General features: G+C 40.2%; 26 protein-coding genes and 1 pseudogene. 3 read left to right on the top strand and 24 right to left on the bottom strand.

Translation table 11 applies throughout. The features are described from left to right. Positions 1-143: 143 nt before the first annotated feature. Positions 144-323 (top strand): annotated as a pseudogene (locus tag ACZ9AO_RS00925) (transposase); the annotation flags it as partial. 189 nt (positions 324-512) lie between these two features. Here ACZ9AO_RS00925 and ACZ9AO_RS00920 read toward each other — a convergent pair. The 14 genes from ACZ9AO_RS00920 to ACZ9AO_RS00855 all read right to left on the bottom strand — a co-directional run bounded on the left by ACZ9AO_RS00920 (position 513) and on the right by ACZ9AO_RS00855 (position 11,348). Further along, positions 513-1,292, bottom strand: a complete 780-nt coding sequence (locus ACZ9AO_RS00920; protein WP_251542212.1) for a sulfite exporter TauE/SafE family protein — start codon at positions 1,290-1,292, stop codon at positions 513-515. Between the two features lie 51 nt (positions 1,293-1,343). Beyond that, a complete protein-coding gene (locus ACZ9AO_RS00915; protein WP_034312794.1) occupies positions 1,344-1,571 on the bottom strand; it encodes a sulfurtransferase TusA family protein in 228 nt (75 codons plus the stop codon). Between the two features lie 42 nt (positions 1,572-1,613). After that, positions 1,614-2,741 carry an MBL fold metallo-hydrolase gene (locus ACZ9AO_RS00910; RefSeq protein ID WP_476108218.1) on the bottom strand — a complete coding sequence of 376 codons (1,128 nt, stop codon included), beginning with the start codon at positions 2,739-2,741 and terminating at the stop codon, positions 1,614-1,616. 47 nt (positions 2,742-2,788) lie between these two features. Next, positions 2,789-3,184 carry a DsrE/DsrF/DrsH-like family protein gene (locus tag ACZ9AO_RS00905; RefSeq protein WP_476108217.1) on the bottom strand — a complete coding sequence of 132 codons (396 nt, stop codon included), beginning with the start codon at positions 3,182-3,184 and terminating at the stop codon, positions 2,789-2,791. Between the two features lie 24 nt (positions 3,185-3,208). Continuing rightward, on the bottom strand, positions 3,209-3,781 hold the full coding sequence (locus ACZ9AO_RS00900; protein ID WP_251542207.1) for a sulfurtransferase TusA family protein: 573 nt from the start codon (positions 3,779-3,781) through the stop codon (positions 3,209-3,211). Positions 3,782-3,824: 43 nt separating this feature from the next. Continuing rightward, positions 3,825-4,127, bottom strand: coding sequence for a rhodanese-like domain-containing protein (locus ACZ9AO_RS00895; protein ID WP_063593094.1), 303 nt, complete (start codon positions 4,125-4,127; stop codon positions 3,825-3,827). An 18-nt stretch (positions 4,128-4,145) separates the two neighbouring features. Continuing rightward, a complete protein-coding gene (locus tag ACZ9AO_RS00890) occupies positions 4,146-4,514 on the bottom strand; it encodes a rhodanese-like domain-containing protein (protein ID WP_222619728.1) in 369 nt (122 codons plus the stop codon). A gap of 26 nt (positions 4,515-4,540) precedes the next feature. Beyond that, positions 4,541-5,020 (bottom strand): DsrE/DsrF/DrsH-like family protein, encoded by a 480-nt coding sequence (locus ACZ9AO_RS00885; protein ID WP_048687705.1) that lies wholly within the window; start codon positions 5,018-5,020, stop codon positions 4,541-4,543. Positions 5,021-5,135: 115 nt separating this feature from the next. Then, positions 5,136-5,441, bottom strand: a complete 306-nt coding sequence (locus ACZ9AO_RS00880; RefSeq protein ID WP_476108216.1) for a monooxygenase — start codon at positions 5,439-5,441, stop codon at positions 5,136-5,138. Positions 5,442-5,479: 38 nt separating this feature from the next. Next, a complete protein-coding gene (locus tag ACZ9AO_RS00875) occupies positions 5,480-5,740 on the bottom strand; it encodes a metal-sensitive transcriptional regulator (RefSeq protein ID WP_034312817.1) in 261 nt (86 codons plus the stop codon). A 525-nt stretch (positions 5,741-6,265) separates the two neighbouring features. Further along, complete coding sequence (locus ACZ9AO_RS00870) at positions 6,266-7,507, bottom strand: amidohydrolase (RefSeq protein ID WP_476108215.1); 1,242 nt, start codon at positions 7,505-7,507, stop codon at positions 6,266-6,268. A gap of 7 nt (positions 7,508-7,514) precedes the next feature. Further along, positions 7,515-8,906 carry an APC family permease gene (locus ACZ9AO_RS00865; protein ID WP_476108214.1) on the bottom strand — a complete coding sequence of 464 codons (1,392 nt, stop codon included), beginning with the start codon at positions 8,904-8,906 and terminating at the stop codon, positions 7,515-7,517. Positions 8,907-8,929: 23 nt separating this feature from the next. Beyond that, positions 8,930-9,652, bottom strand: coding sequence for a FadR/GntR family transcriptional regulator (locus ACZ9AO_RS00860; protein WP_476108213.1), 723 nt, complete (start codon positions 9,650-9,652; stop codon positions 8,930-8,932). Positions 9,653-10,364: 712 nt separating this feature from the next. Then, a complete protein-coding gene (locus tag ACZ9AO_RS00855; RefSeq protein ID WP_476108468.1) occupies positions 10,365-11,348 on the bottom strand; it encodes a tRNA dihydrouridine synthase in 984 nt (327 codons plus the stop codon). 284 nt (positions 11,349-11,632) lie between these two features. Here ACZ9AO_RS00855 and ACZ9AO_RS00850 point away from each other — a divergent pair, with 284 nt between their 5' ends. Together ACZ9AO_RS00850 and ACZ9AO_RS00845 are read left to right on the top strand one after the other, a co-directional pair. After that, complete coding sequence (locus tag ACZ9AO_RS00850; protein WP_251542197.1) at positions 11,633-13,267, top strand: acetolactate synthase large subunit; 1,635 nt, start codon at positions 11,633-11,635, stop codon at positions 13,265-13,267. A gap of 27 nt (positions 13,268-13,294) precedes the next feature. Continuing rightward, positions 13,295-14,728 (top strand): aldehyde dehydrogenase family protein, encoded by a 1,434-nt coding sequence (locus ACZ9AO_RS00845; RefSeq protein ID WP_251542195.1) that lies wholly within the window; start codon positions 13,295-13,297, stop codon positions 14,726-14,728. Between the two features lie 241 nt (positions 14,729-14,969). Here ACZ9AO_RS00845 and ACZ9AO_RS00840 read toward each other — a convergent pair whose 3' ends face one another. The 10 genes from ACZ9AO_RS00840 to ACZ9AO_RS00795 all read right to left on the bottom strand — a co-directional run bounded on the left by ACZ9AO_RS00840 (position 14,970) and on the right by ACZ9AO_RS00795 (position 24,407). Continuing rightward, on the bottom strand, positions 14,970-15,365 hold the full coding sequence (locus ACZ9AO_RS00840) for a YybH family protein (RefSeq protein ID WP_251542193.1): 396 nt from the start codon (positions 15,363-15,365) through the stop codon (positions 14,970-14,972). Positions 15,366-15,520: 155 nt separating this feature from the next. Continuing rightward, positions 15,521-16,327, bottom strand: a complete 807-nt coding sequence (locus ACZ9AO_RS00835) for a sugar phosphate isomerase/epimerase family protein (RefSeq protein WP_065421209.1) — start codon at positions 16,325-16,327, stop codon at positions 15,521-15,523. 21 nt (positions 16,328-16,348) lie between these two features. After that, on the bottom strand, positions 16,349-17,695 hold the full coding sequence (locus ACZ9AO_RS00830) for an MFS transporter (protein WP_206197147.1): 1,347 nt from the start codon (positions 17,693-17,695) through the stop codon (positions 16,349-16,351). A 193-nt stretch (positions 17,696-17,888) separates the two neighbouring features. Then, positions 17,889-19,256 carry an MFS transporter gene (locus tag ACZ9AO_RS00825; protein WP_251542183.1) on the bottom strand — a complete coding sequence of 456 codons (1,368 nt, stop codon included), beginning with the start codon at positions 19,254-19,256 and terminating at the stop codon, positions 17,889-17,891. Between the two features lie 248 nt (positions 19,257-19,504). Then, entirely contained in the window at positions 19,505-20,317 is an 813-nt protein-coding gene (locus ACZ9AO_RS00820; RefSeq protein ID WP_048687696.1) for a dioxygenase family protein, read from the bottom strand. A gap of 27 nt (positions 20,318-20,344) precedes the next feature. Further along, on the bottom strand, positions 20,345-21,538 hold the full coding sequence (locus tag ACZ9AO_RS00815) for a thiolase family protein (RefSeq protein WP_476108212.1): 1,194 nt from the start codon (positions 21,536-21,538) through the stop codon (positions 20,345-20,347). A gap of 4 nt (positions 21,539-21,542) precedes the next feature. Beyond that, positions 21,543-21,881, bottom strand: coding sequence for a DUF3870 domain-containing protein (locus ACZ9AO_RS00810; RefSeq protein WP_048687694.1), 339 nt, complete (start codon positions 21,879-21,881; stop codon positions 21,543-21,545). A gap of 75 nt (positions 21,882-21,956) precedes the next feature. Beyond that, positions 21,957-23,072 carry a muconate cycloisomerase family protein gene (locus ACZ9AO_RS00805; RefSeq protein WP_476108211.1) on the bottom strand — a complete coding sequence of 372 codons (1,116 nt, stop codon included), beginning with the start codon at positions 23,070-23,072 and terminating at the stop codon, positions 21,957-21,959. 20 nt (positions 23,073-23,092) lie between these two features. Beyond that, entirely contained in the window at positions 23,093-23,725 is a 633-nt protein-coding gene (locus ACZ9AO_RS00800; RefSeq protein ID WP_251542177.1) for a 3-oxoacid CoA-transferase subunit B, read from the bottom strand. Then, positions 23,718-24,407: a CoA transferase subunit A gene (locus ACZ9AO_RS00795; RefSeq protein ID WP_101221735.1), complete on the bottom strand. Its 690-nt coding sequence runs from the start codon at positions 24,405-24,407 to the stop codon at positions 23,718-23,720. The genes ACZ9AO_RS00800 and ACZ9AO_RS00795 overlap by 8 nt, the downstream gene beginning before the upstream one ends. Positions 24,408-24,423: the final 16 nt, after the last annotated feature.

Below are 24,423 nucleotides of genomic sequence, written 5' to 3'. Positions count from 1 at the left end.
TTTGCCTAGGGTCATTTTTGTTTTAAAATAAAAGTATTAGAACCTGAGGTGATGAGGATGCTTTCTAAACATGATTCTATTCAGCGAGATCAACTTGAAATGATTACTTTAGATCATCTGCGTTATCATCAAGATGTAAACCCTATGCGAAGCGTAAAGAAACGATTGAGCGTGTATTCGCAGATGCAAAAGAAAAGCATGATATGCGTTGGATTACTTTAAGGGGACTTAAAAAATTGTCGATGCAGGCGATGCTCACTTTCGCTGCCATTAATTTAAAGAAGAAGGCGAAATTCAGAGGGAATTTCAAAAGGGGTTCATAATTTTTTAATTCCGCCCCCCTTTTGTCTACAAACTGAAGCTGACTTTCAACAGTCAGCTTTTTCTATTAACAGAAATCCGTACAAGATAAGAAAAAAAGTGATGGAGGAAAAGGAACTATTAGTGTGGCCTATTGTGAACACTTCTTTAACGATAGAACTTTTCACAACTGCTCCCTTCTGTGTCAAAACTCAAGACATGATTCCCGCCCAAGTTTTTACAGCCGTGGCTAAAATCAATAGTGCCAGTATGACTTGCAGCACTTTTACATTCATTTTTTTACCGGCCATTGCCCCAAGCGGTGATGCTATTAAGCTAGCTACAACCATGATCAACGCCGGATAGAAGTCAACTTGACCGGTTGAGATTTTCCCTGCTGTTGCACCAACGGATGAAATGAAAGTAATGGCCAATGAAGAAGCAATCGTGACCCTTGTTGGAATTCTTAAAACGATAAGCATGATGGGAACTAATAGAAAGCCCCCTCCGGCACCGACTATCCCGGCGCCTAAACCAATGATTAATGCCAGGATGGCCGCAAGCCATTTGTTAAAGGTAACTTGATCTACAGGAATGTCATCTATCCCTTTCTTCGGAATGAACATCATGACAGCCGCTATCAACGCCAAAATGCCATAGACGATATTCACTCCGTTTTCCGACATCGATTGTGATCCAAAACTCCCAACCACGCTTCCGATCAACACACTGATTCCCATGTAGAGAATTAGCGTTTTATTTAAATGTCCGCTCTTACGATAGCTCCATATACCTCCGATGGAAGCGAATAAGACTTGTACAGCACTTATACCTGTCACATCATGGGCACTAAATGCCGCTAAACCGAAGATTGGGGGAATAAACAGCAGCATTGGATAATTTATTATCGAACCGCCGATGCCGAGCATCCCTGAAACGTATGAACCTATAAAACCAATCAAAAAGATGGTAATGATAAAGGTTATATCCATTTTAAGTGCCTCCCTTAAAAGAAGGGAAACCAAATGGTTCCCCTCTCTTTATCAACCTTTTCTGATCCAAAATTTCAGTATATCATTTTCTTCTGCCGTTTCCATCAGCTCATGGCCACCGGATTTTGACCAAGCGGCTAAGTCTGCTTTAGCTCCTTTATCGGTTACATGTATTTCCAGCACTTGCCCGGTTTGCAAATCATTCATGGCTTTTCTCGTTTTGACGATCGGCATTGGACATGCCAGTCCCTTAGCATCTAGCACTTTATCTGCATTCATATTTCATCTCTCCTATTTTCTTGGTTTTTATTTTTATCGGTATTAGCGAACCGCACAGCGATTTGGTCCAATTTCCATTTCGCGCTGTTTTTCATCATCGGGTTCGATTTTCCCCATATTGGTTTCGCGAATTTCTTGATAAGCGTTTGGCTGAGGCGGTAAATTACCTGTTACCAGCTCTCTGAATTCCGTTTCATCCGCAATGTTCAATCCGTGATTTTCAGCAAATAGTGAACCCAACTTTTTAGCGACACTTCCATCTTCATTCAATTCATCAATGATCATGAAATGTGATGGCAATACAATTAACTCTTCTGATAATTCTTTATAACGTGTATACAGTGTTTCTCTCAAGTCCCCTACCCAATCCTCAACCAAACCAGCTAGGTCCGGTCTGCCAATGGAATCGATGAATAGTATATCCCCGCTTAGCAAGTATTTTTGATCCACCACAAATGAAGTGGATCCAATGGTATGACCCGGGGAATATAACGCTTGGATATCAATCGCTGTATGACCGATCGTTATCACTTTCCCGCTTTCTAACGGCTGATATTCAAAAGTTACTTCTGCCGCATCTTTTGGCGGCAGCCAGTAAGCTGCATTTGTTACTTCCGCGATTCGTCTTCCACCTGAAATATGATCGGCATGTAAGTGCGTATCCAGAACATGTGTAATCTTCACCCCGATATCATCTGCGAAATCAAGATAGGCATCTATCATTCTTGTGGAATCAATAACGGCTGCTTCCCCATTGGAAACGACCATGTAAGATAAACAGCCTTTACCAAGTCGAACAAATTGATAAATTTCGGCGCCATTTGTCAATTCGCCTATCCTCACTGGTTCCAAGTGTTCACTCCATGCTTTCATGCCGCCCTTTAAATAAAAAACATCCAATCCAGCTTCAGATAACATATCAGCTACCATGACGGATGAGCCTTCCTTTGCACATACTACCAGGATTTCTTTATTGGCCGGAATTTGATCGAGAATTTCTTCCACGCCATCCAGTAGATCAAAGTAAGGGATATTAAGGAATTCGAAATTCTGCCCTTCAATTTTCCAATCATTAAAGTCACTTTTATTTCGAACATCCAAAATAAATAAGTCGGTTTTATTGATTACTTTCTTTGAAACTTCAGCGGCTGTCATTTGCTTAAACGCCATATCGGATACCCCCTATAGTATTAATATTTTCAAAAATTTTTCCTTCATTAAAAGGTTAATGTAACATCAGCATCTTTAGCGAACTCCAAAAATGTGACCGCTCCACCTACTTCGATACCATCAACGAAAGCTTCTTTTTCCATGCCCCATACGTCCATGGTCATTTGACACCCAATAAACTTGACGTCCATTTCCTGTGCCATAGTAACTAACTCAGGAATGGAAGGAACATTGGCCTTTTTAAACCCTTCGGCAAAATGCTCCTTACCTTCAGGCAGAGGAAGTTTTCCATTCGCGTCTTTATGAATTAAGTTCAAACCTTCGAAAGTAAAGAAAATGGCCACTTCTTGATCTGTTGCTGCCGCTGCCGTTGCGATGTTAAACACTTTATATGCGTCAAATAAACCACCATTACTTGCGATTATGGCTACTTTGTTAGTCATGATCTAGTCCTCCATTTTATAGTTTTATTCATTCATGGATTTTTGTGAAGGACCATTCCATTGGCTCATGCCTGGTATAACATTGAAAACCCGTTCAAATCCAGCCGCAGACAGTTTTTGTGCAGCAAGATCACTTCGGCTGCCTGTACGGCAAATCACGAAAATCTCTGACTCTATATCCAGTTCACCCATACGTTGTTCCAATTCCCCCATTGGAAGGGATCTTGCTCCTGGAATGTGATTAAAAGCAAATTCTGCGGATTCTCGTACATCCAGGACGACCATATTTCTATTTTCTTCCATCACTTGCAGAAGTTCTTCATTGGAAATGATTTTTTCATGCTTCTTCATTTTTGTTTCTTCTTCTCTTGCTTTCCGAAGATAATGTTTTAGTGTGGTTCCTTCTTCAACCGTACCCAAGTATTGATGACCTGAACTTTCCGCCCACGCCTTCATATCGGCGGTTGACCCTTTATCAGTTGCTTGAACTTCCAGTACTGCCCCCGCTTCCAGGCCATTCATGGCTTTTTTCGTTTTTACGATTGGCATTGGACAAGCTAAACCTTTAGCATCCAAAACGGAATTTGTTTTTATCATTTTATTTCCTCCTTCTATTATAGGTGTGGGGGTATATCCGAATTCAAAATTTTTCTGTGGGACCTTCCCATTCATTCATTCCACCCATCATGTTCAACACTTTATATCCATGATCCTCAAGTAGCTGTGCTGCCCTTGAACTCCTGCCCCCTGAACGGCAGACCATGATATACTCTTTTGATTTATCCAAATCCTGCATTCTAAATTCCACCAGACCCAACGGGATATTCAAAGCATTTGGTATTTTCCCTGCTTTTACTTCATCCACCTCCCGCACATCAATGATGTGGACTGGCGAGTTCCCCTTCAATAATGCGTTCACTTCATTCGGTAAAATTTCTTTCATCTTTATAAGATCCTCCTTTTATTCGCGCCAAGAACTCATGCCGCCTTTTACGTTGGTGACTTCTTTAAATCCAAGTTTTTTCAATGCTTTACTCGCATTACTGCTCCTCATCCCGCTTTGGCAGATTACAATCACTTCTTTATCTTTTGAAAGTTCTTGTGCCCTTTTGCCAAGTTCGTTTAAAGGTATGTTTTTAAAGTCCTTTATGTGATTGCCCCTATATTCATTAGGAGTACGGACATCAATCAATTGCTTATTTCCTCTATTTTTCAACACAGCTTTTAGCTCAGCCGCATTTATATTTTTTATCCCTTTTACAGGAACAAAGCGCTGATATAAAAACCAAACGATGAAACCTAATATGATGAGGTTAAATATAGTTCCCAATGGACCCATCCCTCCGGTACCCAAATTTATATAAATAAGTTTACATTTCCATCCTCTGCTTCAGCTAAATAAGCCGCAACACCTGCATACTCAATTCCATCCAATAATTCCTCTTGCTGTAAACCCAATAAATCCATTGTCATCGTACAGGCTATAAGTTTGATTTCCTGTTCCTGAGCCAACTCAATTAAATTTGGGAGTGACATGGCGTTATGCTTTTTCATCACATGTTTGATCATTTTAGGTCCCATCCCAGCAAAGTTCATGTTTGATAGACCCATTTTATCAGAACCACGCGGCATCATTTTCGCAAACATTTTTTCAAGAAATCCCTTTTTTAATGAAATCGGCTCATCCTTCCTTAAAGCATTCAATCCCCAGAATGTATGGAAGATGGTCACTTCATGATCGTAAGCCGCCGCACCATTTGCAATGATATAAGCAGCCATTGCCTTATCATAATCACCACTAAATAAAATGATCGTCGTTTTTTTCTTTTCAGTCATTATGCTTCCCCCTGATCGAAATTTCATTTTTATACCTTTATAAATACCCAGTGGGGTATATATTATGCTAAAAAATATAGTTCGTCAACCACTTCACTAAAATAAATGGTTATCTTTATTTGCTTGGTCCATGATTGATTGAAGTCAGACCTTCATTTACTTCGAAAATTTTCCCATTAACCTTCTCTATACCAAACCCATTTAACCGAGCTGTATGCATCGTCAAGTACTTATATGCGGATTCCTTCGTTTCAAACAGATAAATGCCACCTGCTTCCTTTGCCTCACTGTCTTCGGTCCAAATCTTCCAGATCAAGCCTTCTTCATCATTAATGATTTTTGCTAAATCTGTAAATTCTTTTACCATTTCGTTGCCGAAAGGTCCCTCCATTTTAAAATCCACTTGTAAAATATAAGACATGAATAACACTCCTTTTTCTACAGTTCAGGTCAATTCTTTTACCTGCTTTTTATCAGTAAATTAACCGCTTCCTTGACTAGATGATCAGTGCCCTCTCCATTCTCGACGTTTTCCCGAACGCATTGCTCAAGATTGGCACTTACGATAACACCCATGGTCCTATCGATGGCACTTCGCGCAGCCGACAACTGAGTGACGATTTCCCTGCAATCTTTTCCCTGCTCCATCATTCCAAGAACACCCTTGATTTGTCCTTCAATCCGTTTCAAGCGATTAATGACACTTTTATCATACTCCATACTCTGCCCCCCATCTATTTACAATCGTTAATATCATAACTGATTACATTAATTCCATTTCCGATTACGAAGCTCAGTCCCAAGATCACTTCTTCCGAGGCAATTATTGTGAATTTGTTCATTTTCTCGTGAGTTTTCGCATTTTACTCGTGAGTTTATTCATTGATAACTCGTAAGTTCATAATATACCTACAGGGGTATTATGTCAAGCCGTTTTATTCACACTTTTATACGGGCAGCTTTCACTAATTCTTCAATTCTTCAGCATCAAAAGAGTTGTGATTATGCAGCGGCAGGTACTAATGAGATCCTTTTTAAATTCATGGGTCTCGGTTTTTTCATGGAGAATTCGGAATCGCTCTCCCTTTGATCGCAATAGAAACCCGTTTCGATTATTGCCACCTATTCACAATTAAACAATGATTAAAGTAATCAGCATTAGTTCGCTTAAAACAGAAAAAAATCATAAAAAACGCCATCCTCTCTGTATTTTTCTACAAAGAATGGCGTTCTTTCGTTTTACTACTAATTTTTTTCTAAGATTGGATTGAATGAACCTGAAACAATTTTCCCTTTGTGCAAAACCGCAAGACGCCTTGCACGTCTTGCGACTGCCTCCGCTGAACAACTAGCTTCCACAAAAACAGCCTCCGCATTATCACCAATAGTCGGCCAAACACGCTCCCCCTCTGAATTAAGGGGCATTTTCCCGCCAGTAATAAAACCAAGCGCTCGTCCTAAAGACCACTCGTCAATCCAAGCGAAACGTTCAGCCATCAGACTAGCTTTGTAGAGCACGTCCCCGGTGCCGAATGGGTCCCAATGATCCGTTATGCTGTCATTTACAAGCGAGACATTTATACCCTTTTCATGAAGCAACGGGATTGGAATTGTGGGAATATCGATAGGTACAGTAGAAGCGATTGATATTCCCGCTTCAGCTAAAGTTTCCGCTGCATCGGCTGCCACTTCAAATGGAACATCTCCAAGTCCAAACGCGTGTCCAATTGTAACTCTTCCCTGCCACCCTGCTTCTTCTGTAAGTTTAGCCAGTCGCTTCATCGTATAAATTCCCAGGTGACCAGGTTCATGTAAATGCAAATCTATATCTGCATCCGCTTCAACAGCAAGCTCAATGAGTGCATGTAATGAAGCTTCAATATTTTCATCTACTATGGCCGGATCCAATCCCCCTGCAGCAGTGGCTCCCATTCTTAACGCCTCCCTTACAAGTGGCACGGAATTACTTCGCAAGAGTCCGTGCTGAGGAAAGGCAACTAACTCGTATGAGAGTTGTCCATCGTATGATTTTAAGGCACGTAAAACTGCTTCCATGTTTTTCAACCCAATTATAGGATCAACATTACACTGAGCACGTATGTGGGTTACTCCATTCTTTAAAAGCAGCTCCAAAATCTTTTTCGCCCTTTCTTCCGCAACATGAAGAAGAGACGGGAGCAGTTTTTCTTCTTCTTTCATGCGGCCAAATACATCCACAAATGGGGTACATGCTTTCCATTTACCTCCATAGTATGTTTTGTCCAAGTGAATATGCTTATCCTGAAAACCAGGAAGCATAAGCAGCCCTCCCGAATCCTGGACTGGCAATTCAACGGGTAAAACCTCATGAGCTGGGATTATTTTAGTGAATTTCCCTCCTTCAACTAGGATATGGCTGTTTTCTGTAATTGTTTTTGTAACCAGTCCACCTTCACGAATGAAGCCGCTTTCAAGAAGAACATTTGCTAACCAATATGATCGTGCCATTAAGGTATCATCCTTTCATTTCATTGATATTTAATTCAGGTGGAAGTTTTTTAAAGAAATTCGTATTTAATCCCAGGTAAATAATCCCAACTGCCAACCAAATCAAACCTGCAGTCTTTGCATACATATCCAATTTGTATAAAAAGAATAGCGTGATTATTGCTCCGATAGAAGGGAATAACAAATATCGTACAATGTTTATCCCTTTTCGTTTTTTCTGCTTAATAAAATAATAGAATATTACAGATATATTTACGAAGGTACAGCCAAACAGTGCGCCGAAGTTCACTAATGAAATGACTGTTTTTACATCAAGAAACAGAGCAGTTAAACTAAGTGACCCGATAAATAAAATACTATTTGTTGGAGTAGCTTTTTTAGGGTGAATATAGCCAAAAAACTTTGGGATAATTCTGTCGCCCCCCATTTTGCACAGCATACGGGAACAAGAGGTTTGTGCAGCTAAAGGACCCGCTATGGCTCCAATCAAGGTGAAAAAAGGATAGATTACAGCGAGTATACCTAATCCAATCTTTTTAAATAATTCAAGTGCTCCCGTATTTACATCCGTGAATTCACTCCAGCCTGCAGGCCAGGCTAATAACATTAAGTAAGATACGGTAGTAAATAAAAGCCCCGCACCCGCACAAATGATTAATACCGCTCTTGGAACATTAACTCTCGGATTGATAGCTTCTTCCGCTACCATTGTTACAGCATCAAATCCAAAATATGATAGTACCAGTATAGATGCACCAGTAAAAATGACTCCCCATCCTACTTCGGGTTTAGCAAACTCACTAGAGTTTACAAATACATCCCAGGAGAAAAAGGATCCCATTCCTCCACCTTGGGAAATAAATTTAATTAAGAAAATCGTTACAATAGCTATAATGGAGAGCTGAACCAAAACAATTATATTATTTACTTTGGCAGTAACGTTTATGCCAACATAACTAATCGTTGTCACAAGGACAGTTAATCCGAGGATCCATATCCAATTAGGTATTTCAGGGAAAATCGCATTCATATAGTTAGCAGCAATAACGTAAGACAGCATAGGTACAAGAAGATAATCCATCATTACAGTCCAGCCTGTTAAAAAACCTATATATGGATTAATTGCCTGTTGGGCATACGTGTATGCAGACCCTGAAACCGGGAAAGCGGCAACCATGCTGCCGTAACTAAATGCTGTAAACAGTATAGCCAATGCGGTTAGCGCGTGAGTTAAAGAAAACATTCCGTGAGTTATATTCGATACAATTCCATACATATCAAAAATTGTCGTAGGTATTAAATAAGCTAGGCCGTAAAATACAAGGGAAGGAAGGGTTAGAACTCTTTTAAAATTCGGCTCTTGAATTAAACCTGAAGTAACCGTGGTTTTAGCTCTCAATATAATTCCCCCTATTATTGGTATCAGGTGTATGGGTTTTGGACTCTCTTATACTCCTCTACCATTTTGATATAATGGCTTTTCACATCTTCAATATGTTCTTTCATTAATTTAGAACTTCTATCTGAATCTCCTTTTTTTACCGCCTTCAAGATCTGTTGATGGTAGTAAAGTGCTGTTTTTGGATCATCATAAGTTGCCATTTCAATCCTTACTTTTTTGAAGAATTCAGAAATATTATTGTACATATCAATAATCACTTGGTTGTTTGTTGATCGTGCAAGCGTTCTATGAAATACAAGATCGGGAACGATAATGGAAGATCCCATTTTAATACAAACTTCTAAATCGACAAGCGATTGTTCAAGGATATTGATTTCATTCGGCTTTATCCTTTTTGCAGCCAAATATGCGATTTCAGCTTCAATCACTTTGCGAAGTTCTAATAAGTCTAGAGAATTATCGATATTGACAGATACTTCGAACGTGCTAGAAAATGCCTTGTCATTGAGATGTAAACTTTTCTTTACATACACCCCCTTTCCTATTTTTTTTTCAATAATTTCTTTTTCAGAAAGTGATTGCAATGCCTCTCTTACAGAAGATCTGCTTACTTCTAATAGTTTAGCCAGTTCTCTTTCAGACGGAAGCAGGTCACCACTTGTAAGATTATTCTTGAGAATAAAATCACATAAAAATTTTTGAACAGTTTCACTTACAATTGCCATTTTTAATTTCAACTCCATAGCTTTAGATATCCTACCGGTCAGACCAGTTTAAACAAAAATACCTTCGTTATTTGAAAATATATATATCTCTCGCCCCCTTTCTTTTTTTTTGAATTTTCTATATTCACTATGCAAATCCTATTCCAAATTTAAAAATACTGTTATACCGGCTAACTATTATTAAAATCAGCAATATCATCATGCGTATTAGAATAAAAAATTCAGTATTGCATAATTCATTGTTAATTTTTAATATTTCGAGATGCAAAAAAACGAAATATATAGGACATTCGAAACCTAGCATCTCTTTAGAACATAACGCCCACATGAAGCCAAACCAAGATGAAGTGGCTGATATTTTCTACAACGGCCCTAAGAAGTCCCCTTTAGCAAAAAATATGAGCAAATCACTAATGTTTTCAAAACTCATCCAGTAAGCCAAAATAAAAAGACCCAAACCCCTTTAATTTAAAGGATTTGAGCCTTGGGTCCCGTTTATCTTTGTTTTTAACTTGTATATCTAAAATATTGAAGAGTTTACATGCTTTTTATTTGCCAATTTAAAACCTAATATAGATTACTATAATAACAAACATAGAAAGCAAAAATTGGTGGGAATGAGTGCGGTTCAATACCGCCTTCACATTATTCAATTAACAGCTTAGTAAAAAGCTTTTGGGGCACAGTAGTTTAACGTCCTACTAAGCTTTTACCTTGAATGGGGACACTTCTACTGTTCCCCAATACCATCAAGATTGTTTGACCCAAAGTTTTCGAGCAATGCACGCGCTTCATCTGTTGACTCTGTGTTCATTAATTGAACTCTTAATTCACTTGCCCCTCGAAACCCACGGACATATATCTTAAAAAAGCGATGAAGAGCCTTGAACGAACGTAGCTCTAATTTTGAATATTTATCATGGAGATCCAGATGCAACCTTAAGAGATCAAGCAATTCCTTACTACTATGATCCTTCGGTTCTTTTTCAAAGGCAAATGGATTATTGAATATACCACGCCCAATCATAACCCCATCAATACCGTATTGATGAGCGAGCTTTAAGCCAGTTTGACGGTCAGGGATATCCCCATTGATCGTCAAGAGCGTATCTGGTGCCACCTGGTCACGAAGTTTCTTAATCTCCGGGATTAGTTCCCAATGAGCATCCACTTTACTCATTTCCTTTCTTGTACGCAGATGAATGGAGAGATTAACAATGTCTTGTTTCAATATGTGTGTTAGCCAGTCGTGCCATTCGTCCACATCCGTGAAACCAAGCCTTGTCTTTACACTTACGGGCAATCCTCCAGCTTTTGCTGCTTGTATTAATTCTGCTGCAACTTCTGGACGACGGATAAGGCCACTTCCCTTCCCATTCTGTGTCACATTAGGTACAGGACAGCCCATATTGATATCAATACCCCGAAAGCCTAGTTTCGCCATACCTATGCTCATTTGCCGAAAGTATTCAGGCTTATCCCCCCATATATGGGCTACAATTGGTTGTTCATCCTCTGTAAAAGTCAAACGCCCACGTACACTGCGGATGCCCTCTGGGTGACAATAACTCTCCGTGTTTGTAAACTCTGTAAAAAACACATCAGGTCTGGCTGCCTCACTCACTACATGGCGAAAAACTACATCGGTCACATCTTCCATTGGTGCCAGTATAAAAAAAGGTCGTGGTAGATCACGCCAAAAATTATCTATCATATTCAAATTCCAATCCTTTCATTATCGGTTACCAGGCTAACCCCTTATCCCAAAATTAAAAAGCAGAATGTCCCTGCTTCCTTTACACTTATACCATGCTTAAGCACTTTTTATCAAACTGCAGAAATTTTTTTTTCACGAAACCCATCCGACTTCCATATTCCCCCTCCTAGTTTAGAGCCGCAAATGCTCGAAATGGTTTTTCATACACGCAAGTACATAATTTCTAGGGGGCAAAGCCAACATATAAGGAAAGAAATTGAAATGGTCGAGGAGGGAATAATTTGAAGGCATCTGATTTGTTTGTAAGATGTTTAGAGAATGAAGGGGTTCAGTTTATTTTTGGGATACCTGGTGAGGAAAATACGGATCTTATTGATTCTCTAATAAGCTCTGATATTGAATTTATCTTGGTTCATCATGAACAAGCTGCAGCTTTTATGGCAGACATCTATGGCCGGCTAACTGGAAAGCCAGGCGTCTGCTTGGGCACATTGGGACCGGGTGCAACCAATTTATTGACAGGGATAGGAAGTGCTTATCTGGATTATTCCCCTGTTGTCGCGATTACAGGTCAGGCGGGCCTTGATCGCATCCATAAAGAGTCGCATCAATATGTGGACATTATTGGCGTTTTCGAGGAAGTAACGAAATGGAATCAACAAATTAAGGTGCCGCATACGATTCCGGAAATTATCCGTAAAGCATTTAAAACGGCTGTCATTGAAAAGCCGGGAGCTGTTCATATAGAACTTCCGGAAGATGTGGCCATGATGGATACAGAAGGGGAACCTCTTCCGGTTACACCAATGCCTAGATCCCGCCCAGCCGAGGAAGAAATCAAAAAAGCCGTCGAAATAATAAATCGCGCTAAAAAGCCTATTATTCTAGCTGGTAATGGCGTGATCCGCGATGGAGCTTCTGAGGTTTTGCGGAAATTTGCAGAAGAGAAGCAAATTCCCGTTGTGAATTCGTTCATGGCCAAAGGAGTTTTACCTTCCGACCATCCATTGTCCCTTTTTACAGTAGGGATGCAAGCAAGGGATTATGTTCTATGCGGATTTGATTTAGCCGATCTTATTATCACCGTCGGCTATGATTTCGTCGAGTATTTGCCAAAGTATTGGAACGATGAGGCAATGAACCCGATTGTTCATATTGATGCTCGACCGGCCGAGATTGATGCTTATTACCCCGTTCAAGCAGAATTGGTCGGGAACGTTAGCGAGGCACTTGAAGCCTTGACGACTGGTGTAGCAAAAAAAGAGCTTTGGCCAGAAGTGAAAAGGTTAAGGTCCCAAATCATTGAAAAATTTCATTCTTCGGATGATGTATCAGGAAGCCCAATCATCCCTCAGCGAATCATTGCCGATTTGAAAAGGGCGGAAAAGGGTAATGCCCTTGTCATTTCGGATGTGGGTGCCCATAAATTATGGATTGCCCGGATGTATCAGCCGGAAATCCCTAATCATACGATCATTTCTAATGGCTTTGCATCGATGGGAATTGCCATTCCCGGAGCAATTGCAGCCAAATTGGCAAAGCCTGATAAACCTGTCATTGCGGTTACAGGGGATGGTGGATTCCTGATGAATGGAGTTGAATTGGCAACGGCAAAACGTCTAGGTCTTGCCTTCGTGATAGTCATTTTCCATGATTCAAAATACGGCCTAATTGAATGGAAGCAATTGAATAAATTTGATCGTACGAATGCCATTGAATTTACGGATCCAGACTTTTTAGGGTTCGCAAAAAGTTTTGGGGTTAAAGGAGTGAAAGTAACCCACTCCGATGAATTGCTACCTGCATTAGAAGAAGCGCTTTCGAGTCAGGAAATTGTCTTGATTGATGTGGATGTCGATTATTCGGAAAATGTAAAGCTCTCGAAAACATTAGGTGATTATATTTGTAAATTATAGAAGCAGATATTATTGGAGGGATTTCAGATGAAGAAAAAGTGGCAATTGTGGATCGGTGGTAAATGGCGGGAGGCTAAATCATATGAGCCATTATATAATCCCCATTCAAACGAAGAAATTGCACAAATCGGACAGGCTGAACCAGCGGATGCCATTGAAGCGATTGTAGAGGCAAATGCTGCTTTTCAGAAATACCGATCCTACCCGGCTCATGCACGAGCAGAAATTTTATTTAAAGCTGCTGCAATCATGGAAGAACGCAGTGAAGAACTTGCAAGAATCATTTCTCTGGAGGCGGCGAAAACGATTCGAAATTCTCGTGAAGAAATGAATCGTACGGTTCAGACCTATCGCTTTGCTGCAGAAGCGTCCAAGAACAATTATGGAGAACAGATCCCGATGGATGCGGCAGTCGGTGGGGTAAACCGTTTTGGCTTCACGGTTCGCACCCCGATTGGCGTGGTTACCGCGATTACCCCATTTAACTTTCCCTTTAATCTGGTTGCCCATAAAGTGGGTCCAGCTATTGCCGCTGGAAATTCGATTGTGTTAAAACCTGCCGAACAAACCCCATTGAGCGCACTGGTTCTTGCCGATATTTTTAAAGAAGCCGGGTTGCCAGATGGAGTATTGAACATCATACCTGGCAAAGGCGATGTTTTAAGTGAAGCCTTGACGACCCATCCACATGTAAAAAAAGTGACTTTCACAGGCAGTGTAGAGGTCGGACACCTTATCCAGCAGCAGGCAGGCTTCCGTAAGCTTACACTTGAACTCGGGTCCAATTCCCCTTTCATCATTGATGAAGGAGTCGACATCGATCAAATTATTCAAAGAAGTGTAATGGGTTCATTTACGAATAATGGGCAGGTGTGTATCTCGATTCAACGGATTTATGTCCACAAATCACTATACCAACAATTTTTAGATCGTTTCGTCAGTACCACAAAACAGCTTGTCATCGGTTCACCTCTGGAGGAAAATACAAATATTACAGCGGTGATTTCAAAAAAATCATTGGAGCGGTTACAAAGTTGGATTGATGAGGCAGTACAGGAAGGAGCAAAAATTGAGTGCGGCGGTACAGTGGAAGGCAATGTACTATTGCCTACCGTTTTAACCAATGTAAATCGTGACTCAAAGGTATTTCGTTTCGAAGTATTTGGTCCGATTGTCTGCATTTTCCCTTTCGATACGCTGGATGATGCCATCAATGATGCAAATGATTCGCGTTACGGCTTGAACTCAGGAGTGATGACTCCGAGTATAGAACGAGCTTTTTATGCGGCGGAACGCTTGGAAACAGGTGGAGTCGTAATCAATGATATCCCAACTTATCGAATTGATAATATGCCTTATGGCGGCTGGAAGGACAGCGGTGTTGGCCGGGAAGGCGTCAAATATGCGATGCAAGAAATGATGGAGCAGAAGTTTATCAGCTTTAAAATAAGCGACCATTGAGGAATATTAACCCGTGGTAAATGAGACGGCGATATCTTAAGGATCTCGTCTTCTTCTTTTGTCGTACATTATTTTTTTATTGTAGTATTTGTTATTAATGGGCACAATCGGAAATTATTATTCTGCCACTTGCCGCATCGAACTTCAAGTCTAAAAGGGGTGAGTCGTCAATTGTTTCCAGAATGAGATAGAAGATTATTCTTAAAAAATAAAAAGCCACCATTTACGGCAGCTAATTACTTCAATTCTTAATTATTTCAGCACCATAAGAGTTGTCGATTATACAGCGCCATGTACCCGTGGAATCCTTTTTAAAAACATATGTCGCTGTTCTTTCCATCGAGAATTCGGAATCGTCCTTTTGATTGGCACTTAGCTTGGCTTGTGCCACAACCAATGCCGTATCACCCGTTTCGATTATTGCCATCTTTTCTTGATTGACGATTAAACTATGATTAAAGTATTCAGCGATAGCTATGAATGCCCGGCGAATTTCATCTTTCCCTTTTGCGACCGTTCCAGGTTTGACAACTAAAGTCGCATCCTCTGAATAGAACTCCATTAAATGATCGAAATCCTCATTATTTATGGCCCTGTCCGCATTTCTTATGACTTGTTCCAGCTCATGATTCTGCATATTCACCCTCCTATCCAGCTTCTCTTAATTTGTCCTCTCTTTAACTATTTGATGTTCGACTGCGATGATGGGATATCCTGCTCATTAAGAGAATAGAATCATTTAAATAAAAGTTGAAATCCCACATATATCTTCATGTAAAATACGCGAAGCAATCAATATGTCAGTTGTTGTTTCCATTGTTCTAATGAGGCAAGCAAGTTAGGCATTCCTTCCTGACCGAAATACTCGAGAGAAACAAAGCCAGTATAATTTCGCTTTCTCAATTCTTCTAGTAAGCGAAGATTGTCAACGTCTCCACTAAAAATGGGTGCTGGTTTGTTTTTATAACGCTCTTTATGATCGAAGTGATAATTTTTTAAATGTACATGGCTGACATGGGGGAAGATGGATTCCAATACCTCTTTCGGATTCAATTGATCAACGTATAAGTTAGCACCATCGAAAATCAGTTTTATCCGTGGATGGTCAATATCTTCTAAAAGCTTTTGAATGGCTTCGAGGTTATCCGCAAAGGAGTCATAGTGAATTTCTATTGCTACATCCACTCCATAGAGATCTGCCATTTGCCCTAATTTATTTAATTCGGTAGCCGTTTCCGACCATTGCTCTGGTGAGGCATTCCTTGAAGCTATATGGCCTGCGAACGTCCGTATTAATGGGCAGTTTAATTGATGAGCCATATCTAACAATTTTCTTGCTTGATTGATTTCATTTTGATGTTCTTTTTGGTTCCAGAGTTTCGAAAAAGTCGTATATCCACTAATGGAAGGTATTTGTAGATCATTGGTTTCAAGTAATTTGGCCAATTTGTCCAGTGGTCCGTGCTTCTCCTGAAATCGTTCTATATGTTTATTCCATAATTCAAGTCCTTTAACATCCGCTTGCAACGGAAGGAGCCAATTTATTATTTCCTCTATGTCCCATTCTTTAAATCCTGTCGTGCATAAACTCAGTTTCAATGTAATACCGCCTTTCTCCATTTAGTTTTTCATCGTGATTTCTATACGCTGGACTTTTCCGATAAGAAAGATATATGCAAAAGCGCCAATTAGGGCCACTACGGATATGAAGGTTAGCGCTGCTGCATAAGAATGTGTCGCACTTATGATTAAACCGACGATTAACGGAGATAATGCCCCGCCAATGTTAGCTACGAAATATAGTGAGGAGCCCGTTAGGCCTACCATTCCTTTCGGTGCAATATCAGCTAAAAGGGCACCGGTAACTGTTGATGCCATCCCCTGTCCAAAGAATGCTATCGCCATAAAGGTGATGACTATGTTTGGTGAATCCGTATAATTCCCCCCCAGAATCAAACAAGACAATAACAATCCGACAATAATGGGAAGTTTACGTGCCAATCCTGTTGATACACCGCGAGTCAGCATCCAATCGGAACATCGGCCGCCAATCAGAGTTCCTAATATGGCAACAATGTAAGGGATACTCGCATAAATTCCGGTTTTTAACATCGTCATTCCCTTTTCATCGATCAAATAGGATGGAAACCAAGTCATGAAGAAAAACAAAGTAGTTTGAATCGAAAATTGCCCGATGAACATTCCCCAAATTTGACGGTGTTTAAGCAGTTGGCCAATTCGTTTCCAGGAGAAAGGATGCTTCTCTTCAGTTCCGATCATTCCCCCGCCTTCTTTGATATAATTTAGCTCTTCCTGAGAAATCCGCTTATGTTCCCTAGGGTTCCGATAGAATCCATACCAAACAAATCCAATAAGAATCCCAATAATTCCGGCGATATAAAACAGGTAATTCCAGCCAAAGGTTATGATGATCCAAGTAAAAACTGGAGTCAGGAAGGCTAGCCCAATATATTGGGTACCCGTATAAATCCCTACAGCAGTTGCACGTTCTTTTTTAGGAAACCACTCAGATACACACCAGGCATTAGTAGGTATGGAAGGAGATTCAAAGGCACCAAGCCCTATGCGATATGTAATAAGTGACGATATATTTTTCGCTGTTCCTACCATGAATGTAAATACAGACCATAAAATGAGGGAAACCGTGTATACCTTTCTAGGACCGAATCTATCAAGAAAGTAGCCGCTGAATAGCATGGAGAAGGTATAGCTCCAGCCAAATACGGAAAATATGATTCCCATCAAAGCCGGATCTATTTGTAAATCGGCTTGAATATTCGGAGCAGCAAGCGAAATGATGGCACGGTCGATGTAATTAATACAAGTGACTAAAGCAATTAGAAATAAGATGAACCATCGAACAGTTTTCTGTTTTCCTTTTTTTGATCCGTCCGTTACCAGTTCCGATGTGCGATCGTCTATTATTGCCTTTAATTCTGAGCTCAATATTTTTCCCCCTAACCTAATGCCCAACATTAGTACATCGTTCTACTAAATTTTATTGAAATTTCATAAATGCTTATATGTTTCCTGCAATCACTTATCAATCTGAGTTTCCCTATAAACATTGAATTGCAGATCCCCTTGTTGCAAAGTTAAACAACTAAGGGGAATGTTTTTTGAATTGTGAATCATTTCGTTAAATAGATACTGTCTTCTCTGATTCTACCTCTTCATTGTCCTCCTTGACTACCCTGTCAAAAGATCCATGTTTTTCTTGGACCAGAATATAACCGACCGCTGCGATGATACTTGGCAGGGCAAATGTAGCAAAAGCCACCTTCGGATCCATGCCTGTTGATAGAAGAAAGGCAATTAAAGTAGGAGCGAGAATGGAGCCGATCCTGCCGATAGCTTGCGAATAACCCATTCCCGTCGTACGGATTTCACGGGGGTAATATTCTGTGATATACGGATTGGCTAAGTTCATGGCACCAACAGTACATGCACCCCCCATAAAAATAAGTAAATATACTCCGATGGTATTAGTCGTAGCGCTCAATGCGACAAAGGTAACGGCCCCTAAAAAGAATAGTGTAACAAGTATTTTGCGATGCCCAATTTTCCCCGCATAATAACCGCCGATTAAGGAGCCTCCTATTTGACCAAGGCATAAAACCAGGTTAAATGAAAGGCTTGAGGTGATACTGAATCCTGAATCCTGCATCATTTTTGGAAGCCATGTATTTAATCCGTAAGCCATCATCAATGTACAGAACACAGCCATCCATATGGAAATCGTGCTGAATGCCCGTTTATTCGTGAATAGTTTTTTTACTGGAGATCCTTTCCCCCTCTGTTCAGCTTCACTAAGCCTGAAATCGTCAGTTTCTTTAAAATCCCCTTCTGGTTTGACCTTATTAAGGATTTCAACAACCTTACCAAATTCCTTTTTTGCTAGATAGTAGGAAAGGGATTCAGGAAACTGCTTCATGAATATTGGAAGTGTAAGTAATGGCAAAATCCCAATAAAGTATAATACACGCCAATCCGTATAAGGAATGATATACATTCCCACTAACGATGCCAGGATTCCGCCGATTGAATAGCCACAATACATCGCAGCTACAATGATGGCCCGATTTTGTTTTGGGGAATATTCAGTCATTAGCGATATAACATTCGGCATCAAAGCTCCCATGCCTATTGCCGCTATGAAACGCATGACGGTAAACCATGTGAGGTTGGGTGCAATCCCTGCCCCCAAGGTAAATACGCTGAACAAAATCATGCAGATGACGAGAACATTCTTCCGGCCATATTTATCTGAGATCGGTGCTAAAATCAATGCGCCCATCATCATGCCGAATAAGGAATAACTGCCGACTGCCCCAGCCTGCATCGAAGTTAAATCCCACTCTTCCATCATCCAAGGCAAACCCACACCGTACATCGCTATTTCATACCCGTCGAAAGCGATGGCATAAAAACACCAAAGAAAAACAAGTAAATGAAAGCGGTTAAATTTACTGACAGCAATGATATCCGAAGCAATTACACTACGCATTTTCCGCCTCCCATCATTTTAAAAAATTTCCGTAACGAATTTATTTTCCGAGTTCCATAATAGGAACTCGGAAAAATTCGGAAAAATCAGATAATGCAGATTGGAATTGTTCAACAAACTATCTTTTTTATTTTCATTACATACTAGACACCATTTATTAGGGTCTCCCAGTCTAAAATAATTTTGAAAAGATCAGATGTAACTACCCTTTTTTTCGAGATTCTTTGCCTTCATATTCTTAGCGATGATTAGTTTTTCACGACAGCTTTATTGAAAACAGGTTTATCTTGTAATCTTAATTCAAAATCTAAATGAGCCGTATAATAATCATTTTTCAATCCTTTTTCTGCACCTGAATGTTTTTCTAACTTCGTAATTAAGCTTCCGCGAACACCTTGTGCAACATCGTTTTCTAAATATTCATCGCCTTCAAAATATATTTGCGTTACTAATCTATCGCCATTTTCCGGTTGGAACAAGAGATGTAAATGTGCTGGACGAAATGCATGATGATCAATCCACTTTAAGAATTGTCCGGAAGGTCCATCTGTTGGAATTGAATAATTACCCGGTACAACTGTTTTTATTTCAAAATTACCATTCGCATCCGTATAAAAAACACCACGCAAATTATCATTTGGAATACCTTCAGCGAAATAGGAGTATTCACCATTTGCATCAGCCTGCCACATATCGATTTTGGTATTTGCCAACGGATTTCCATTAACATCTTTAACAGATCCTGAGAAGTAAAGGGCGTCACCTGGTTCATTTTCTCGTTGTGGCAGCATTCCGGGATTTTGAACGACTGGCGTATTTTCAATGTAATATGGTCCTAGAATAGTAGGTTCCGTTCCTTTTACGCTTTTATACATTTCTTGAAGTGCATGCGTTTCAAAGAATACATCCATAAATAACGGAATTTCCCCTGCCCTGCCTAATTGATCCATCCAATCAACAAGAGCTTGATAGTCATTATGATCTATTTCGTATTCACTAACTAATTCCTTGAATTTAACTACCAATCCATTATAAACGTCGATTACTTTTTGATTCTTCATAATACTTCCTCCAATTTTTTTAAGTTTTTATATTTGTTGATTTTCAATGATGGTACTGATTCCTAATCCACCTGCTATACATAGTGTGACTAGCCCATATCTTTTTCCGGTTCTTTCTAACTCATGGATCAATTTGGTTGCTAAAATTGCACCAGTGGCACCAATTGGATGTCCCATGGCAATGGCACCGCCGTTAGGATTCACCTTATTCATATCAAGTTTCAATTCTTTGATAACTGCCAAAGCTTGCGCAGAAAAGGCTTCGTTCAGTTCTATTAAATCAATATCATCCAGTTTCAACCCTGACATTTGAAGCGCTTTCAAGGTGGAGTTGACAGGCCCCAGCCCCATGAAATTCGGTGATACGCCTGCTGCCGCTTGAGCAATCACTCTTGCCTTCGGCTTTTTACCATGCCTTTTTGCTGCTTCTTCCGACATTAGTATCAGAGCGGATGCACCATCATTTCTTCCACTACTATTTCCAGCGGTCACCGTTCCATTTTTCTTGAAAACCGGTTTTAAACTTGCCAACTTTTCCAGACTGGTTTCTCTTGGGTGCTCATCCACATTGAACTCAATTACACCCTTTTTCGTTTTAATTTGATAGGAAACGATCTCTTTCGAAAATATTTCAGCAGAAATTGCCCGTCTTGCATTTTCTTGGCTCCTTAAAGCAAATTCATCTTGTTCAGTCCTTGAAATGGAATATTTTTCAGCGAGATTTTCTGCTGTCATTCCCATCGTTAACATTCCGTAATCTTCAACGGGCTGTGAACCTGGCTGGCTTTCCGTATTCGGGTCCAATAACTGTCCATTCCCTGATTTCAATCCAAAACGGATATTTCTCATATAGTATGGGGCCGTGCTCATTGATTCCGCTCCGCCCGCAATGATTACATCTCCTAATCCGCTTTGTATTTGTTGACTGGCAGAATTGATTGCCTGGATGCCGGATCCGCATTGTCTGTGTACGGTATAACCTGGTACTTCCACAGGAAATCCTGCCCGGAGTGATGCAACTCTTGCCAAATTTGAAGCGTCTGAACTTTGTTTGGCTTGTCCCATAATCACTTCATCAATACTCTCTTTAGGAATATCCGCTCTCTTGATCACTTCATCAAGGACAGCAGCTGCCAGGAAATCGGCAGGAACATTTTCCAATGCTCCCCCTAATTTCCCTATAGCGGTGCGAACCGAGTCTATAATAACTACATTGCTCAATTTTCTACCTCCTGCTATTTTTATTTCTTTCTTCTAAACTATCCTTATATCTCTGGTGAGCTATTTTCAGGGCAACAATCACCGACTGCTGCGATGGAGCTAAAAAGTCCGTTTTAATATTCTCTATTAAAGAATCAATATCCTTACTAAAATCAAAACCAACTATCATTCGCTTGAAAAAATCCTGGGCCAAAGTTGTTAAAAACGTAAATTCTGCATTAATGATGATGTGACTTTCCTTGTGAATTTCCAATACCATCCCAGCGTATTTATAATTTTCATACATGCTCGTATTTTGCGGCGCCTTCGCATAGGCGGTGATTAATAATGTTGGCTGTCCCATATAAAACTACATCCTCTCAAGATTACTTGCATAAACTAGTGGGTTTTCCATAATCCCCTTTCCAGTTTATATTAATTAAAGACCTCTTGAAAAATGTTTTACTTTTTCCATATCTATTTCCATGCCAAATCCTGGACCATCCGGGATGATTATTTCATAATTCTCATATTTTATCTCGTTTAGGGTAATATTTTCTTTGAAAAGTAACGGACCAAATAATTCAGTACCGAATTCAAATTTGGGAATGGTTGAATAAAGTTGTGCACAAATGGCCGTGCCTAATGATGATTCAATCATCGTTCCTCCATACAAACCAAAACCTACACCTTCAGCAATTGCAGCCACTTTTTTCGTTTGGGTCATCCCGCCATGTTTACATATTTTCAAGGCGAACGAATTACCTGCTCTATGTTTAGCTATTTGGAATGAATCTTGTAAAGAATTCAATGACTCATCGGCCATGATCGGGACCTTAAAACGGTCGGTCAATCTTGACATCCCTTCATTATCCCAAGCTGGCAGCGGCTGTTCGACCATGGAAACCCCGCCTTCCTGTAAAGCTTCAATGCAATACGTCGCCGTTGTTTCATCCCATGCCTGATTAACATCAACCGTAATGCGTGCTTGATCTCCCACGGCTTCAATAATTTTCAATACATGCTCCACATTCTTAAATGGATTCCCTTTGCCAATTTTCAATTTAAAGATATTATGACGTTTTTGATGTAAGGATTCTTTCGCTTCTTCGATATCTTTATTCGTATCCCCACTTGCCAATGTCCATGCCACCGGCAATGATTTATGAATTTGTCCTCCGAATAATTCATAAGCAGGGATGTTTCTCCTTCTGGCTACTAAATCCACCATGGCTGATTCAACGACAGCCTTCGCAAAATTATTTCCTCTAACATTGAGTGAAACTTCATGCATGATTTTGTCATAATGGACGGGGTTTTTACCAATGATAAGCGGGGCGATATATGTATCAATATTCACCTTGATCGCCTCAGGCGTCCCCTCACCATACGAAGCCCCGCCTATTGTCGCCACCTCTGCCCAACCTTCCGCCCCCTCTTCATCCATGACACGGGCAAGAATGATCGTTTGTTCCACGATCGTATGCATGGCAAGCTGGTGAGGACGAATTGTGGGTAAATCAATAATGTATACATCTACTGAACGTATTTTCATTTAATCCACCTTTTTAACATTTAATAGATAAAATCCGCTTCTGTTTTTGCTCTTACTTCTTCGATCGTTACACCGGGCATCAATTCAATCAATTTCAACTGTTTGTCAATAACTTCAAAGACAGCCAACTCAGTAATGATCATGTCAACGCTTCTAGTGGAAGTAATCGGGTAGGTGCATTTCTTTAAAACTTTACTTTTACCTTCCTTACTTGTATGTGTCATGGTCACGATCACTTTTTTGGCGCCAACCAACAGGTCCATCGCTCCTCCAACACCCATGATATTCTTGCCTGGTACCGCCCAATTTGCAATTTCCCCTGTTTGACCTACCTGCAAAACACCTAAGATGGCAACATCAATGTGACCTCCACGGATCATTGCAAACGATTCTGCACTATTAAAAAATGATGCCCCAATCGATTGCCCTACTGGTAACTTGCCTGCATTAACTAAATTGGGATCGATTTCATCTTCCTCTACATCAGCAACTCCCAATAATCCATTTTCCGTATGGAAAAAAACATTTTCATCATCAATGTACTTTGCAACCAAGGTCGGAATCCCGATTCCAAGGTTCACTATACAAGGACCCGTCAATTCTTTTGCCGCGCGTCTTGCTATCATATTTTGCATGAATTCTTTGTCACTCATAAACTTTGACACCTTCCTTCGTCAGGATTTTCTTTGCCTTTATAATTCCATCGACGAATAGATGCGGTGTTACAATCTCTTCTGGTGGGAGTTCTCCAGGTTCAACTATCTCATCCACTTCCGCAATTACGACATCTGCAGCTGTTGCCATTCCCGGATTAAAGTTTCGAGCCGTTTTATAATAAACAAGATTACCAAGTGTATCTGCCTTCCATGCCCTGATTAAAGCTACATTTGCTCTTATGGCAGGTTCAAAAATATATGTAGCCCCATTTATTTCCCTTTCTTCTTTTCCTTTAGCTAAGTCGGTCCCTACACCCGTTTTCGTATAGTAACCGCCTATGCCAGCACCGCCAGCACGAATGGATTCCGCTAATGTCCCCTGTGGTAATAGTTCTAATTCAATTTCCCCGCGTTGGTAAAACTCCCCAATTTCACGATTGCTTGTAAAATAAGAACCAATCGCCTTTTTTATTTTCTTTTGGCTTAGGAGAACTCCTAGCCCTTTTCCTTTCTCGCCTAAATTGTTACTGATTACTGTCAAGCCTGCTACATCCTTTTTGGCCAAACCATCTATTAATGTAAGAGGGGCACCGATCAAGCCAAATCCACCTACCATTAATGTATGACCGTTCTTCACACAAGATAAAGCTGCTTCTATATCTTGATGTACTTTCGTCATGTTTTCCCCACCAATC

It is taken from the genome of Peribacillus sp. TE19612 (assembly GCF_056279465.1).
The sequence above is the reverse complement of the archived record's forward strand: the minus strand, read 5'-3'. Positions and strand labels throughout refer to the sequence as shown.